Consider the following 15,685-nt stretch of genomic DNA (forward strand, 5'->3'; position numbering starts at 1 on the left):
CATGAAAAAAATATTAGTCACAGGCAGCAATGGGCAGCTTGGCCGAGCAATTAATGAATTCTATGCCAATAAGACCGGGATAGAGTTAGTAAATACGGATGTGACCGAGCTGGATATAACATCTATCAAGGATACGTTGAAATTGGTCAGGGAAGTTAACCCAGATGCAATAATCAACTGCGCCGCCCATACCGGAGTGGATGCCTGCGAAACGGACATAGACAACGCCTACAAGATTAATGCGATTGGACCTAGAAACCTAAGCATAGCGGCAAAGGATATAGGTGCTAAAATAGTACACATCTCAACGGACTATGTTTTTGATGGGAAGACTGATAAACCATATATTGAATTTGATACGCCAAATCCTCAGGGAATATATGGTAAGACAAAACTTGAAGGGGAAAATTTTGTAAGGCAGTTCGCAGATAAATTCTTCATCATCCGGACGGCATGGCTGTACGGGGATGGAAAAAACTTTGTAAAGACGATGCTTCGTTTATCTGAAACAAACGACACAGTGAGGGTGGTAAGTGACCAGTATGGAACCCCAACCAGCGCCGATGAACTGGTTAAGTCAATAGATTTTCTTTTGCGTTCAGATAACTATGGAATCTTTCATGGAACTTGTGAGGGAAGCTGCAGCTGGGCAGACTTTGCAGAAGAAATATTTCGGCTGGCAGGTAAGACCACCAAGGTTGAACGTATAACAAGCAGGGAATATCCAACTCCTGCTGATAGGCCTGCGTATTCTGTATTGGAAAACAATATGTTTCATCTTACCTGCGGATATAAATTTATGAACTGGCAGGATGCTTTTAAGATGTACATGGATAAACAATAAACTTGTAACGAATGAAAAACGGTGTTATAATACATCGGTTAATGAATAAATTACAGATTTAATGAAATATTTTTGGAGGAATATGTACGATGAGAACATATTTAGTAACAGGTGGCGCAGGTTTTATCGGGTCAAATTATATTCATTACATGTTCAAAAAATATGATAACGATATCCGCGTTATAAATGTTGACTGCCTGACTTATGCGGGCAATCTTGAAAATCTCAAAAGCATTGAACATCGGGAAAACTACTCTTTTGTAAAGGCCGATATATGTGACAAAGAAGCAATCGCAAAGATATTTGCAGAGAATGAAATCGACAGGGTGGTTCATTTTGCTGCAGAAAGCCACGTTGACCGGAGCATCAAAAATCCGGAGGTTTTTGTACAGACCAATGTTTTAGGGACACTGGTAATGTTGAACTGTGCAAAAAACTCTTGGGAGCTGGAAGATGGCTCCTTTAAACCGGGCAAGAAATTCCTGCATGTATCAACGGATGAAGTGTACGGGTCACTGGAAGAGGAAGGCACATACTTCTATGAGACGACTCCTTATGATCCACACAGTCCTTATTCAGCAAGCAAGGCATCTTCAGACATGCTGGTAAAATCCTATATGGATACCTATAAATTTCCGGCTAATATAACAAACTGCAGCAACAACTACGGGCCATATCAGTTTCCGGAGAAACTGATTCCTTTGATTATCAACAACGCTTTATCAGGGAAGAAGCTCCCAATCTATGGAGACGGAAAGAATGTCCGTGACTGGCTTTATGTAGAAGATCATGCAAAAGCAATCGACATGGTGCAGGAACAGGGACGACTGTTTGAAACCTACAATATCGGCGGACATAATGAAAAACAGAATATTGAGATCGTTAATATAATAATTGAAACATTACAGGAGATGCTCCCTGATTCAGACCCGAGAAAAGCACATATTAATAAGGATCTGATTACCTATGTTGAAGATAGAAAAGGTCATGACAGAAGGTATGCGATTGCACCAGATAAGATTAAAGCAGAGATGGGCTGGTACCCGGAAACTATGTTTAAAGAAGGTATCAGGCTTACAATTGAATGGTTCTTCGAGCATGAGGACTGGATGAAGAGTGTAACGAGTGGTGATTATCAGAAATATTATACAGAAATGTATAAATAATGATTATGGGAACATGATAATTCATCATGTTCCCATAAAGTATGTATAAAATTAAGGAGAGTACAAATGAAAGGTATAATATTAGCAGGAGGTTCAGGTACCAGGCTGTACCCATTGACAAAAGCGGTATCAAAACAGATTATGCCGGTTTATGACAAGCCAATGATTTATTATCCCTTGTCAACATTAATGTTGGCAGGAATTAGAGAAATACTGATTATATCTACTCCTAGGGATTTACCTGTGTTTGAGGAATTGTTTGGAACGGGAGAGCAGCTTGGATTAAAAATCTCATATTCAATCCAGGAAGAACCCAGGGGGTTGGCAGATGCCTTTATCATCGGTGAAAAATTTATCGGTGACGATAATGTCGCACTGGTATTAGGCGATAACATTTTCTACGGTCAGAGCTTCTCCAAGGTGCTCAAAAGCGCAGTTGCAAGAGAAACAGGTGCAACAATTTTCGGATATTATGTCAGGGACCCCAGGGAATATGGCGTTGTAGAGTTTGATGAGAATTGTAAAGCTCTCTCTATAGAGGAAAAACCTGAAAATCCAAAGTCAAATTATGCTGTACCAGGGTTGTATTTCTATGATAATGACGTAGTTGAGATTGCCAAGAATATAAAACCTTCGGCCAGGGGTGAGATTGAAATCACAGCGGTCAATAATGAATATCTGAAAAGAGGGACTCTTCACGTAGAAACTCTTGGAAGAGGATTTGCATGGCTCGATACGGGGAATCATGACGCCCTTTTGGAAGCTTCGGATTTCGTTGCGGCGTTCCAGAAAAGACAGGGTCTATATATTTCCTGCATAGAAGAAATAGCCTACAAAAGAGGATTTATTGATAAAGAGCAATTGATTGAACTTGCCCAGCCTCTTTTAAAAACTGAGTATGGACAGTACTTAATGGAGATCGCTCAGGGATTGTAGAGAAAATTTTAAGGAGGATATAATGGGAAAAATTACAGTTACGACATGTGAAATCGATGGCTTGAAAGTAATTGAGCCTGCTGTTTTTGGTGATGAACGTGGATATTTTATGGAAACATATAATTATAATGATTTTGCAGAGGCCGGAATAGACGTTGACTTTGTGCAGGACAACCAGTCTATGTCAAAAAAAGGTGTACTGAGAGGACTCCATTTTCAGATTAACTTTCCACAAGATAAGCTGGTCAGAGTTATAAGTGGTGAGGTTTTTGATGTAGCAGTTGATTTAAGAAAAGGATCTGAGACATACGGCAAATGGTTCGGTGTTATCTTATCTGCCGAAAATAAAAAACAATTTTTTATTCCAAAAAACTTCGCACATGGATTCGTTGTTCTGTCTGAATCTGCTGAATTTGTTTATAAATGTTCTGATTTTTATCATCCAAATGATGAAGGCGGTGTGAGCTGGAATGACCCCAAAATCGGTATTAAATGGCCTATCCCGGAAGACATGGAATTAATCATTTCTGACAAAGATCAGAAATGGGATGGGATAGATACTATAACTAGAACTGCTTGACCTGTTTGGAACGTTTCCCCATACCTAATGATTTATCCTAAATATGGAATACAGTAATCAAAATTCCGATTTCAATTGCTGGAGACTTTATTTTGTAGGGACTAATTGAAAAACTAATGGATAGATTTGGTAAAACGCCTATTGGAAGGCTAGTTTTGGCTGAAAAGGGAAATAAAAATGATTGAAGCTATAAGAAAAATTGTAATAGGACAAACTACAACTGATGATAAAAAGAATTTTATTTGGAATATGATAGGTTGTGGTCTATATTCGGCAGTATCCATGTTTTTTTCATTTTATGTAATAAGGGTTCTAGGTGAAAAGTCTGGAGGGATTTTCGCGATTGCTATCACAATTAGCCAGATGCTCATGTATATTGGCTATTTTGAATTGAGAACCTACCAGGTGACTGACATAAACAGAAAATACAGTTTCAAAGAATATCATACGGTCAAACTCATAGTCTGCTTTATGATGATGGTGGTGAGTGTTATATATGTCCTGGAAAAAGGATATACTTTTGAAAAAGCTATAATTTTATTGCTTCTATGTGTTTACAGAATGCTAGATGCTTATGCTGATTTATATGAAGGCATGTTCCAAATCGATGGTAGACTTGATTTGGCGGGTAAGACGATGACATTCAGAACTATATTGTCTTCAGGAGTGTTTTTTATTTCACTGTGGATAACTAGGAACATGATTATCACTTTGCTTTTTACAGTTGTTTCTGCGGTGGTGGGGGTAATCATATTTGATATGCTAATTATAAGCAAATGGCATAGTCTGAGGTTGGCTATAAGCTGGACGAAAGTAAGGGGGATTATAAAAGCATGCTTTCCCTTGTTTATTGGAGCTTTTTTATGGACATATATTTTAAGCGCTTCTAGAATAGCAATTGATGCAAATATGTCGAGTGAATATCAAGCATATTATCAGACAATATTTATGCCAGTTTCGGTTATTAATTTGTTTGCCATATTTTTCTTTAGACCTGTATTAACTAAACTTGCACATCTCTACAACAGCTATCAAATAAAAAAACTTGTTCATGAAATATTGAAAGTTATTTTATTGGTGATTGCCGTTACAGGAATCTGTATGATGGGTGCATACATGATTGGAATACCCGTTTTATCTTCTATGGTTAATATTGATCTGAGCCCTTACAGGGGTGTACTTGTATTCTTGTTATTTGCAGGTGGGTTCAATGCAATTTCGTATTTTATGTATTACATTCTCACCATCATGCGTAAACCAAAAAGCATTTTGCTGGGTTATATTTCAGCTGCGCTTTTAGCATTTTTTGCATCTTCACCGTTAGTAAAATTGCATGGAATAAACGGTGCAGCATGGAGCTTTTTTATTGTAGTAATGTATTTATGCTTGATTTTTGTGACGTTAATCCTGTTTGAATACAAGACGGATCAAAAGAAAAAGTTATGGAGTTCGTCCTTCGAAAATAAGTAACGGAAAGATTTGGAATTACGGGGTGGACAAATATTGGTCGGGGAGATTGTCTGTCATGTATCGTTTGAATTATAAGTATATTTGAATTATTAAGGGGAAAAAATATGAAAAAACTAGTAATTATTCCAGCCTATAATGAAAGCGCAAGCATAAGAAAAACTGTAGAAGATATAAGAGAGAATGCCCAAGAGTTCGACTATGTTATTATTAATGACTGCTCTACTGACGATACAATGCAAGTGTGCAGAGATAATGGATTGAACTTTATTAATCTTCCAGTGAATCTTGGTATAGGCGGTGCCGTTCAAACCGGTTATATGTATGCGTGGGAAAATGGATATGATATAGCTGTTCAATTTGACGGAGACGGACAGCATAATGCCAAATATTTGGAGACAATGGTAGAATGTATGGAAAGTAATAAAGCTGACATGGTCATCGGATCAAGATTCATTGAATTGGAGGGATTTCAGTCATCAGCAGCTAGGAGAATAGGGATTAAATACTTCACTGGGCTCATTAAGGTCTTAACCGGTACAAAGATTTCGGATCCGACCTCAGGTCTACGTATGATAAACAGAGATACAATAAAAATGTTTGCGAATGACTATCCGGTTGATTATCCAGAACCCGAAAGCGTTGTTGCGATTTTACGAAGAGGTAAGAAAGTCGTTGAAATTCCGGTAATAATGAATGAACGCGAAGAAGGAGTTTCGTCTATTTGCTTTCGTAAATCCATATATTATATGGCAAAAGTTAGCCTGGCAATATTGATAGAATGCATCGGCGAAAAAAACGGATTGGCAAGTTGTTAATAATATATAACAGATTGGAGTAGATATGACCTTAAGAATTCAATTGATTGTTGGTTTGGTATTATTGGTTTCACTTGTAGTAATAGTGAATATGATACATAAAAAAAGATTAGAGCTCAAGTATGCACTGTCATGGATTAGTGTAATAGTAGCATTGTTAATTCTGGATGTTTTCCCGGATATTATGAGATTTATCTCTACAGTCATGGGAATTGAGACACCAATAAATATGTTGATTTTTTGTGGATTTTGTTTCTCGATGGTAATTATTTTTACATTGACGGTTGCTTTATCGAGAACGGCAAAACGTTTGAAAAAATTGGCTCAGAATTTGGCATTATTAGAAATGAAATTACATGAGGACTAAGATTGTTTCCTTTCGCAATGTACAAATTCAACCAACTGAACGGGAAAAGTAGGATGACAACGAAATACAACTATGATATATTCATCCAATAGATTTCATCAGTCCAGATATTACGAGAGCGATGTCCGCTTCTCACAATCCTCTTGGGAAATGGTTCGGAATACTTTTCTGGAAAGACCCAGAGGTTGGAGTTGTGTGATCCGTATTGAAAAATTTGTAATTAATCATTTCTGAAAAAAGATCAGAAATGAAGTGGAATCGATACTATCAATAGATAACAGAGGTGCAATTTTGAAGATTAAAGTTTATATAAGTAATTTTATGCAATATAAGCTTCTCTTGAAGGAACTCGTTTTAAGAGATGTGAAAATCAAGTATAGAAGATCAGTCCTGGGGCTATTATGGACGTTGTTAAATCCGTTGCTGATGATGATTGTCCTTACTATTGTTTTTTCGAATATGTTCAGGTTCGATATAGATAATTTCCCAGTGTATCTGATGTGTGGACAGGTTATTTTTAACTTTTTTAGTGAAGCAAGTTCAACAGCTATGTCGTCCATAATTTTCAATGCACCTTTGATTAAAAAAATATATGTTCCAAAATATTTATTTCCATTATCCAAAGTTTTATCATGCTTTGTAAACCTTGTTTCGTCTGTGATTGCACTTGTAATCGTAATGTTTATTACAAAAACTCCAATCACAGGCACTGTGGTCTTGTTCTTCATCCCTGTAATCTATGCTTTAGTGTTCTCCATTGGGATGGGGGTTCTTCTTTCATCACTGGCGGTTTCTTTTCGGGATATAATGCACCTCTATGGAGTTTTAATAACTGCATGGATGTATTTGACACCAATATTTTATCCGATTTCAATGTTGCCAGACTTTTTAAAAACAATTATTATGTTTAATCCGTTAGCGAGTTTTGTTGAAATGTTTAGGGATGTTATTTTATATGGGAACATACCTTCATGGAGCCTTCATTTGAGGTGCTTTGTACCTTGCCTGATTGTCTTGGTACTGGGAGTTTTTGTTTTTAAAAGACAACAGGATGAATTTGTATTGAAAATTTAGGAGGTATTCATGAAACCGGAGAATGCAATTGAAATTACAGATGTTTCAATGAAGTTTAATCTATATAAAGAAAATGTGGATAATTTAAAAGAGTATTTCATTAAATACTTAAAACGTCAATTATCACACGATGAATTCTGGGCTCTTAAAAATATCAGCCTCGAAATAGCAAAAGGGGACTCAATGGCTTTGATTGGACGGAATGGTTCTGGTAAAAGTACATTGCTAAAAATCATTGCAGGAGTCTTAAAACCGACAAAAGGAACAGTGGAAAGGAGTGGAAGTATTGCTCCACTGATTGAGCTCGGTGCCGGTTTTGATCCGGATCTGACTGCCCGTGAAAATGTTTATCTGAACGGAGCTATGCTTGGATATTCACGTTCAATGTTAGATGAAAAATATGATGATATTATTAGTTTTGCTGAACTAGAACCATTTGTTGACGTTCCATTAAAAAACTTTTCGTCTGGAATGTATGCTAGACTTGGCTTTGCAATAGCTACAATAGCAAAACCGGATATACTTATCATCGACGAAGTTTTGTCAGTAGGTGATTTTAAATTCCAGGAAAAATGTGAAGAAAGAATTGCCAAGATGATGGAAGGTGGAACAACCGTTCTCTTCGTTTCACATTCAATAGAGCAGGTGAAAAAAATATGCAACAAAGCCGCTTGGCTGGATCATGGGACTATGGTAATGCATGGTGATGTATTTGAAGTATGTGATATGTATTCGAAGAATTAGTTTGTGCCGGGGGTTGACCAGCCTATGTGATACGAGGTCAAAGGTGCAGACAATTGGCTAGGGGGAAGCGTTTTGGAAATCATAAAATCGATTTTTTTTGTGTTGATTTTTCTTATTACTGTTATCGGGATTTTGTGTGTAAAAAAGACTGACAGAAAATTAAATATTCTGACATGGATAACAATTTCGATTGTAACGGTATTCTGCTATCAAGTATTTACTGCAGCAATTTTAAACTGGGTCGGTATCCCAATAAATTTGATTAGTATTTCAGCGTGCAACGCAATATTGTCAATATTTATTTTCGTTAAGTGTGGGAGTGTTAAAAACTATCAGAAATATGAAATCAGCATTTTTGACATTATTTGTCTCGTTGTATTACTTGCTACCGTATGTATTGTGTTTCTTAGGCAGTTTGGCCTCGACTTAAAAATTAATTATGAAACAAGTGATCCATCACAACATTTTCAGTTTGCAATGGACATAGTGAATTCGGAATCTGTTAAGGGGATGTTTTTTGCACCATTAAATAATGGAATGTTTTTAAGTGTAGCCTCAAATTTTATAAATGCCACGCTCCTTTATAAGGCTTATATCTTGACGGAATCAATTATGCTATTATTATCAGGCCTTATGTTTCTGGCATGTATAAGAAAATATCTAAATAACGGCATAATGAAAATAAGTGGGCTTATAGCAGTATTAATATATGTTTTGGGATATCCATTGAATAATATGGTGTTTGGATTTGGATATTTGGGAGTTGGAATAACCTTAATTGGATTCATCATTTGCGTGACTGAGATGTATATAAATGATGAAATTTCGAAAAGATTCAATGTCTTACTTATGGGATTAGGAAGCTTAGGTATTTTAACATGTTATGTACTTTTTGCTCCAGTTGTATTAGTTTCAACATTCGCTTGCGTATCCATATATCACTTGAATAAAAAATCTCTTTTGAAAATCAGTACATTTATAAATTATTTTATAATGTATTTAATACCATGTATCATTGGATTTATATATATTTTCTTTGATGTGTTTTTTTCGACAGGTACTAGTGTAAGTGGAGCAATAAACCTTGAGGGTTATATTTATAAAGATTTATTTTCTAATTTTATTTTATATTTGCCTGTCTGTTTGTTTGGTATATTTACTTTGTTTAGGAATAGAAGTCATAACTTAGTAAAATACATGTTGCCAATACTCACTTTATACATGCTTTTTTTATTATACAGAGGGTTGGGGGGGCATGTATCATCATATTATTATTATAAAAATTATTATTTTATGTGGTTGCTTGCAATGTATTTATTTGTTTATGGCTTGTCAATAATATATAAAAAAGATGCATTATTGACAATAGCGGTGATGATTTGTATATTGATTCTTTTTGCAATCAATATATTTAATGTTGAAAAAAAAATATCAGAAAAAAATGCGTTGTTTAATTCAAACTACGTATCTAACAGCCTTTTTAACATTTACAATTTTAATATGGAAAGAAACGTGGATGAGGGTGGGAAACTTGATCAGAACAAAGTGGATCTGTTCTCCTGGGTTGCCGAAAATCTTACATCAAAAGGTGAAAAGATTCCCGTGGTTGGAGAATGGTTAGATTATTACTGGTTTGAAGGGATATCGAATCAGAGACACGATGAAATTTATCCATGGATAATGGGAAATTACAATTTTTTTGAATATATTAAGAATGATAATTCTGTTAGATATCTTCTTGTACTAACAGATAGCACATATTATTTGGAAAATCAGAATTATTATGAAAGCTTAACCAAAATATATGAAAATGAAAAAGGTTATGTTGTCAGAATAAAATGAAAAGTCATTAACATCTCAACGAAAAAACATTCATTTTTTAATAATTCAAGTTCTCTTTAAAATAATAAGAAATAGTTATTGCAAAATGAATTACAGCAAATCTTGGCTTTTCCATGATATAATGGCATGACTTGGATTATCAATTGTTGACGAAACGATATTAGTCGGAGATTTTATTTTAGAGGAAAATGTTAAGAAAGAATAAGTCATATGATGAATGGATTGATCAAAAAAATCTGATACAAGGCGAGGTGTGCGCTGCTCACTCTGTGAATTAATCAAAGCGCAAAAACTAGGAGGTAATTATGTCAAGGAAACGAATAGTTGTAACAGGAGCCGGAGGGTATATAGGACGTCATGTGGTTAAGCAGCTTTTAGATTTAAATCACCACGTTATTGCAATTGACATTAACACAAAAAATGTTGATGCCAGAGCCGAAATCATGAATTATGATATATTTAACCCATCCGGGAATATATTTGAAGAATTAGGAAAACCTGATATTTGCCTACATCTGGCTTGGAAGGACGGTTTTGTTCATAATTCAGACGCTCATATTGAGTTTTTACCGCTTCATTACAAATTCATTAATAATTTGGTTGATGGCGGACTCAGGCAGATTGCAGTTTTGGGTTCAATGCATGAAGTAGGCTATCATGAAGGTGCTATAGATGAGAATACACCTTCAAGACCAAGAAGTTTATATGGAATTGCTAAAAATGCACTAAGGGAATCACTGGAAGTTGTAAATCAGTCAAAGAATTTTAAAATGCAGTGGTTGCGGGCGTTTTATATATATGGGGATGATCTGGGAAATAATTCGATATTCACAAAACTACTTATGAGTGAAAAAGAAGGTAAAGAAGAGTTCCCTTTTACCTCAGGGCTCAATAAATATGACTTCATAAATGTGGATGAACTTGCTTTGGAGATTTCCATGTCTATTCTGCAGGATGAGGTGTTAGGCACCATAAACTGCTGCATTGGAAAACCGGTGGCATTGAAGGATAAAGTTGAAGAATTCATTCAGAATAATGAACTCAAAATCAAATTGAAATATGGCGCATACCCTGACAGGGAATACGATTCACCGGTGATTTACGGAAACAATGCGAAGATAAAAACAATAATTAATAATGCTATTAACAACGATATCTATGGAATAAAATCTAAATTGGAGAGCTTGAGCAGAAAATTCGGATTTTCTCTTAGCTAGCAAAAACGCAATAAAATTTCTTTTGAAGAAGCTGCCAGATGGCAGCTTCTTCTGCATTCATTTCCGAACATATGATTCCGGCAATTTAAGATGTAAAATGCAATTTGTTATGATAAAATATAAACATTAGATGATACAGGAGATTGACGAATGAAGAATATAAGTGGATTGGTTACTAGTGTAATTATTACAATTATATTAACAATAGGTATGTTAGCCACAGTAAGTGCTTCGGATAACGTTACCTACTATTATGATGAATTTGGAAATAAGCTTACTGGTTGGCAGAATATTGATGGATTTAAATGTTATTTAAATGAGTACGGTGTAAAATCTTCGTTATCAGGCATTGACGTCTCGAGTCATCAGGGAAATATCAACTGGGGTGAAGTGAGGTCATCGGGTGTTGATTTTGCGATTATCAGGATTGGATATGGAGATGATATACTAAATCAGGATGACAGATATGCAGTCTATAACATGAGTGAATGTGAGCGGCTGGGAATTCCATATGGAGTTTATCTATATTCGTATGCTTTGAATTTTGATAATGTTAACAGTGAAGTACAGCATACATTGAGAATGATTAATGGAAGAAATCCGGTAATGGGCGTTTATTATGACATGGAGGATGCAGATGGATATAAAGCAAAATATGGTATGCCTACGAATGACATGTTAAGCCAGTTTTGTGTTTCATATATGACTCAGATTTCAAATATGGGTTATCAAACTGGATTGTATGCGAGTAAATACTGGCTTACCAATATTTTGACAAGCCCACAGTTAAATGGATTTGATAAGTGGGTTGCCCAATGGAACGATACGTGTACCTATAGTGAGGATTTTGTAATGTGGCAGTACGCAAGCGATGGTTCAATACCAGGAATAATAGGAAATGTAGATTTGAATGTCAGACTGACATCTGAAACTGGAATGGTTATAAATAAGTCAAGTTTGGATTTGATATCCATCGGATCTTCAGACCTGCTTTTTGCAACTTCAAATTTAGCGGATTCAACATTAGGTGGAGTGATATGGACATCAGACAATGAGTCGGTGGCGACGGTCGACGCTACAGGAAAAGTAACTGCCAATGGGTATGGGACTGCAATCATCACGGCATCACTGGAAGGATATTTACCGGTAACTTGTGAGGTGACGGTATCAAAAGATTACAGCGGAATATATTATATCCGTTCTAAAAACAGCAATCAAGTCATGGATGTATATGGAGGAGGAGACGCAATTGGAACCAATATCATTCAATGGCCTTATCATGGAGGAATTAATCAACAGTGGTTACTTGAGTCTTTGGGGAATGGGTACTATAAAATCACATCCGAACTTAATCCGGTGTATTCGCTGGATGTATATGGAGGAGGAACCATTGCAGGAACCAGAGTCATTCAGTGGACATATCTTGGTGGGACAAATCAGCAATGGAAAATCATTGAAAATACGGATGGATACATTTCTTTTATGTCAAGGCTGTCTAAAGAAAATGGTTCTGATTATCTTTTGGATGTATATGGAGGAGGTAGGGATGCAGGAGTTAGTGTGATTCAGTGGTCAAATACTAACGGAGATAATCAAAAGTGGCAGCTTGAGCCGGTTCAAGACTATGTTGCCAGTTATGACAGCAATGGTGGAAGTCCTGTCACTGCAGCAGGCGTAATGACGGGACGTCAGTTGACTGAGCCACAGGAGCCAACGAAAGAAGGCCTGCTATTTGCCGGATGGTATACAGATGATACGTATACAACTCTTTGGGACTTCAATTCAGACAGAATGCCGGCAGAAGATATGGTGCTGTATGCAAGATGGATTAATGATTACAGCGGAACATATATTATCAGATCGAAGAGCAGTAACCTTGTTCTGGAGGCTGATGGAGGAAAAACCGAAATTGGAACAGGGATCATTCAGTCGGCCCATCGGGAAAGTGCAAATCAATTTTGGAAAGTGGAGTCTCTTGGAAAAGGGTACTACAAGATTGTTCCTGCTGTGGACGAGACGTATTCTTTGGATATATATGGCGGTACGTCCGATCCAGGATCAAGAGTCATTCAGTGGACCTATCACGACGGCACTAACCAACAATGGGAGATTATTGAGAATGAAGACGGTACAGTATCCTTTATGTCCAAACTGGCTAAGGAATCGGCTTCAGGATGTTTTTTGGACGTATATGGAGGAAGTGGAAATGAAGGAACTGCCATTATCCAGTGGCCGGCAAATGGCGGTGACAATCAAAAATGGTATATGGAAAATGTAAATTATTGAAAGAAGTTGTATGACTAAGGAGAAATTACTTATGAACAAGTTGGTCAGTGTATTGATGCCAAATTATAATTGTGAGAGGCATATTGCCAAAGCAATTGAAAGCGTGTTGAACCAAAGCTACACGAATTTACAAATTATCATTGTAGATGATGGATCAACGGATTCATCGAGAGAAATTATCAATGGTTATTTAGATGAAAGAATAGAGAAGGTGTATCTCGAAAAAAACAGTCAGATATGTATTGCGCTCAATACTGGCATTGGTTTTGCAAAGGGAGAATATCTTGCGAGAATCGATAGTGATGATATCTGGGAACCGGAAAAAATTGAAAAACAAATCAGATATCTGGAAAATAATCCGGACTGTGGGGCCTGCTTTTCGTGGGTCTCTATCATAGATGAAAACGATGTTGAGGTTACTGATTTTACGCGAGGCGCATATACGCATGTTAATGAGAATCTTTTGAATGTCAGAAATAAATCTCAGAACGGATGGATAAAGGAGCTTTTTTTTCGAGAAAACAGCCTATGTCATCCGTCGGTTATAATTCCAATGAAAGTGGTCAAAGAAGTAGGGCTTTATAATTATGCCATGGTTCAGTTGCAGGATTATGAATATTGGACCAGAATTGTTAAAAAGCATCCGATTTATGTTTATGAAGAAAAACTTGTGAAATACAGGAGAGACTCGGATCCCGAAAAAAATTTAAGTGGTAGCAATATTCCGAGATCAATCAGGATGTTTAATGAAATCCGGAGTATAAAATGCGATTTTCTGGGCGACATGTCCGATGAAAAATTCATTGAAGTATTTGGAACTTTTTTTAGGAATAAACTGTCCCAAAAAAAAGAAGAACTAGATATAGAAAAGGCCATGCTTACGAGAGATGCTTTTAAGATTCATGGACTTGACCTACCACTTGCGAACAGACTTGAGGAATATATCAATGAAGACAATATGAGGATCATTTTGGAAAAAGAGTACGATTTTACCGTTAAAGACTTCTATGAGCTCAATACTCTCCATAATTTTTACGATCCGGTTGCTAAGGAATTTGAAAAGCAATATCGTGTTTATAAGGAATATCATGATAATTACAACAGTAACATGGAGTACTTAAGCGGACAAAGTAGTTTGTATAAAGAAAGACATGAGCAGTTGCAGATAGAACATGAGCAGCTGCGGACAGAATATGAGCAACTGCAGCATGAAAAAGATGGATTAGACCAAAAATATAATGATTTACGGAATTCAATAAGCTGGAGAATAACAAAACCTATAAGAAAATTGCGACAAAGCTTTCGGAAAAAATAGATCTGTGCTGAATCTAAATTCCTCACTGGATTTATATGAGGGCGCAACGAATGAGACGACCAAGCATGTTGTCTAGAGGGTGCCAGTAATTAACTTCACAGCAGTTATAATAAAAGCCTTATATAGAAATGAGCTAATGACAGATTTAATAAAGCATTAGCTTTTTTTTTGAGTTTTTTCGAGTGAGAAAATTGCATTTCATAAAAATATGGTATAAAATAGTATTATTAATTGTGATTGGAAGTACAGTGAAATTCTTAATGAAAAATGAGTGGGAAAGGAGGGTTTTGTATAAAAAACGAATATTCAAATGGGGAGTTTGTTAAATAAAAAAATGGGGGATAATAAATGAAAGGTACAAAAATAAGGGCGAAAATTTCGTTAGCAGTGTGTTTGATTATGACGTTAACTATGGCTTTTTCATCAAACCAGGCATTTGCAGCAAATCCTGTTGATCCTGTAATTGATGAACAAAATAATAATATTGCAAATTATGGATCTATGGTAAATCAACTTAAAGAACAGCCAATTAATACGACACAAAATGTCAATAGCCTTGATTTTGAAAAAATAGAATTAATAAATTCAGTTAAAACAGAGGCTGTAAATACTCAATATTTTTATGAATCAGAGCCAAATAATCAATCTTATCAGGCAGATATATTAGATAATAATTTCTCTGGAGAAAATAATTATTATTGTTTTTGACTCCTTGATCTGACCTGCCACTGCTCACTCACATTGTCCATGGTCAGATATTTTTGCTCTCTTGTTTTGTCCATTGATATCGTATTATAATGCCATTATCAAATAGGCATTGAGGTGAACAGGAAAAACCACAATACGATTTCTCCCCTACCAAAGATTGATTTCGTATTGTGGTCCCAATAAACATGATTATAGTAGCACAATACGAAAAACTCTTCAATACAGATACACATATTTTTCATCAAGAGTAAAGAAGTTTCCTGCTGTCCGGTCTGCAGTGGCAGCTTAAGGGTTCGGGATACCAAGCTCCGCCATATGATT

At 36.0% G+C, this 15,685-nt stretch carries 14 protein-coding genes; all 14 read left to right on the forward strand.

The window, feature by feature from the left end; translation table 11 throughout:
* Nucleotide 1: 1 nt before the first annotated feature.
* The 14 genes from rfbD to BUA79_RS10285 all read left to right on the forward strand — a co-directional run bounded on the left by rfbD (nt 2) and on the right by BUA79_RS10285 (nt 15,364).
* The gene (gene rfbD / locus BUA79_RS10220; RefSeq protein WP_073994328.1) at nt 2–844 is read left to right on the forward strand and encodes a dTDP-4-dehydrorhamnose reductase; all 843 of its coding nucleotides are present in this window, start codon (nt 2–4) and stop codon (nt 842–844) included.
* 89 nt (nt 845–933) lie between these two features.
* A complete protein-coding gene (gene rfbB, locus BUA79_RS10225) occupies nt 934–2,010 on the forward strand; it encodes a dTDP-glucose 4,6-dehydratase (RefSeq protein ID WP_073994329.1) in 1,077 nt (358 codons plus the stop codon).
* Nucleotides 2,011–2,076: 66 nt separating this feature from the next.
* Nucleotides 2,077–2,946, forward strand: coding sequence for a glucose-1-phosphate thymidylyltransferase RfbA (rfbA, locus tag BUA79_RS10230; protein ID WP_073994330.1), 870 nt, complete (start codon nt 2,077–2,079; stop codon nt 2,944–2,946).
* A 22-nt stretch (nt 2,947–2,968) separates the two neighbouring features.
* Entirely contained in the window at nt 2,969–3,526 is a 558-nt protein-coding gene (rfbC, locus tag BUA79_RS10235) for a dTDP-4-dehydrorhamnose 3,5-epimerase (protein ID WP_073994331.1), read from the forward strand.
* 177 nt (nt 3,527–3,703) lie between these two features.
* Entirely contained in the window at nt 3,704–4,996 is a 1,293-nt protein-coding gene (locus BUA79_RS10240) for a lipopolysaccharide biosynthesis protein (protein WP_073994332.1), read from the forward strand.
* A 104-nt stretch (nt 4,997–5,100) separates the two neighbouring features.
* The gene (locus tag BUA79_RS10245; protein ID WP_073994333.1) at nt 5,101–5,811 is read left to right on the forward strand and encodes a glycosyltransferase family 2 protein; all 711 of its coding nucleotides are present in this window, start codon (nt 5,101–5,103) and stop codon (nt 5,809–5,811) included.
* A gap of 25 nt (nt 5,812–5,836) precedes the next feature.
* Complete coding sequence (locus tag BUA79_RS10250) at nt 5,837–6,178, forward strand: DUF2304 domain-containing protein (protein ID WP_073994334.1); 342 nt, start codon at nt 5,837–5,839, stop codon at nt 6,176–6,178.
* A gap of 252 nt (nt 6,179–6,430) precedes the next feature.
* Nucleotides 6,431–7,252 (forward strand): ABC transporter permease, encoded by an 822-nt coding sequence (locus BUA79_RS10255; protein ID WP_330389251.1) that lies wholly within the window; start codon nt 6,431–6,433, stop codon nt 7,250–7,252.
* A gap of 9 nt (nt 7,253–7,261) precedes the next feature.
* On the forward strand, nt 7,262–7,996 hold the full coding sequence (locus tag BUA79_RS10260) for an ABC transporter ATP-binding protein (protein ID WP_073994335.1): 735 nt from the start codon (nt 7,262–7,264) through the stop codon (nt 7,994–7,996).
* A 72-nt stretch (nt 7,997–8,068) separates the two neighbouring features.
* Nucleotides 8,069–9,838: a hypothetical protein gene (locus BUA79_RS10265; RefSeq protein WP_073994336.1), complete on the forward strand. Its 1,770-nt coding sequence runs from the start codon at nt 8,069–8,071 to the stop codon at nt 9,836–9,838.
* Between the two features lie 305 nt (nt 9,839–10,143).
* Nucleotides 10,144–11,055, forward strand: a complete 912-nt coding sequence (locus tag BUA79_RS10270; RefSeq protein WP_073994337.1) for an NAD-dependent epimerase/dehydratase family protein — start codon at nt 10,144–10,146, stop codon at nt 11,053–11,055.
* Between the two features lie 150 nt (nt 11,056–11,205).
* Nucleotides 11,206–13,341: an RICIN domain-containing protein gene (locus BUA79_RS10275; RefSeq protein WP_073994338.1), complete on the forward strand. Its 2,136-nt coding sequence runs from the start codon at nt 11,206–11,208 to the stop codon at nt 13,339–13,341.
* A gap of 10 nt (nt 13,342–13,351) precedes the next feature.
* A complete protein-coding gene (locus BUA79_RS10280) occupies nt 13,352–14,656 on the forward strand; it encodes a glycosyltransferase (protein ID WP_094757422.1) in 1,305 nt (434 codons plus the stop codon).
* A gap of 348 nt (nt 14,657–15,004) precedes the next feature.
* Nucleotides 15,005–15,364, forward strand: a complete 360-nt coding sequence (locus tag BUA79_RS10285; protein ID WP_073994340.1) for a hypothetical protein — start codon at nt 15,005–15,007, stop codon at nt 15,362–15,364.
* Nucleotides 15,365–15,685 lie beyond the last annotated feature (321 nt).

It is taken from the genome of Parasporobacterium paucivorans DSM 15970, assembly GCF_900141895.1.
GTDB classification, from domain to species: domain Bacteria; phylum Bacillota; class Clostridia; order Lachnospirales; family Lachnospiraceae; genus Parasporobacterium; species Parasporobacterium paucivorans.

What these genes read in the sequence shown, in the direction of transcription:
- rfbD (WP_073994328.1), top strand. Translation starts at nt 2, where the DNA reads ATGAAAAAAATATTAGTCACAGGCAGCAATGGGCAGCTTGGCCGAGCA.
- rfbB (WP_073994329.1), top strand. Translation starts at nt 934, where the DNA reads ATGAGAACATATTTAGTAACAGGTGGCGCAGGTTTTATCGGGTCAAAT.
- rfbA (WP_073994330.1), top strand. Translation starts at nt 2,077, where the DNA reads ATGAAAGGTATAATATTAGCAGGAGGTTCAGGTACCAGGCTGTACCCA.
- rfbC (WP_073994331.1), top strand. Translation starts at nt 2,969, where the DNA reads ATGGGAAAAATTACAGTTACGACATGTGAAATCGATGGCTTGAAAGTA.
- BUA79_RS10240 (WP_073994332.1), top strand. Translation starts at nt 3,704, where the DNA reads ATGATTGAAGCTATAAGAAAAATTGTAATAGGACAAACTACAACTGAT.
- BUA79_RS10245 (WP_073994333.1), top strand. Translation starts at nt 5,101, where the DNA reads ATGAAAAAACTAGTAATTATTCCAGCCTATAATGAAAGCGCAAGCATA.
- BUA79_RS10250 (WP_073994334.1), top strand. Translation starts at nt 5,837, where the DNA reads ATGACCTTAAGAATTCAATTGATTGTTGGTTTGGTATTATTGGTTTCA.
- BUA79_RS10260 (WP_073994335.1), top strand. Translation starts at nt 7,262, where the DNA reads ATGAAACCGGAGAATGCAATTGAAATTACAGATGTTTCAATGAAGTTT.
- BUA79_RS10270 (WP_073994337.1), top strand. Translation starts at nt 10,144, where the DNA reads ATGTCAAGGAAACGAATAGTTGTAACAGGAGCCGGAGGGTATATAGGA.
- BUA79_RS10275 (WP_073994338.1), top strand. Translation starts at nt 11,206, where the DNA reads ATGAAGAATATAAGTGGATTGGTTACTAGTGTAATTATTACAATTATA.
- BUA79_RS10280 (WP_094757422.1), top strand. Translation starts at nt 13,352, where the DNA reads ATGACTAAGGAGAAATTACTTATGAACAAGTTGGTCAGTGTATTGATG.
- BUA79_RS10285 (WP_073994340.1), top strand. Translation starts at nt 15,005, where the DNA reads ATGAAAGGTACAAAAATAAGGGCGAAAATTTCGTTAGCAGTGTGTTTG.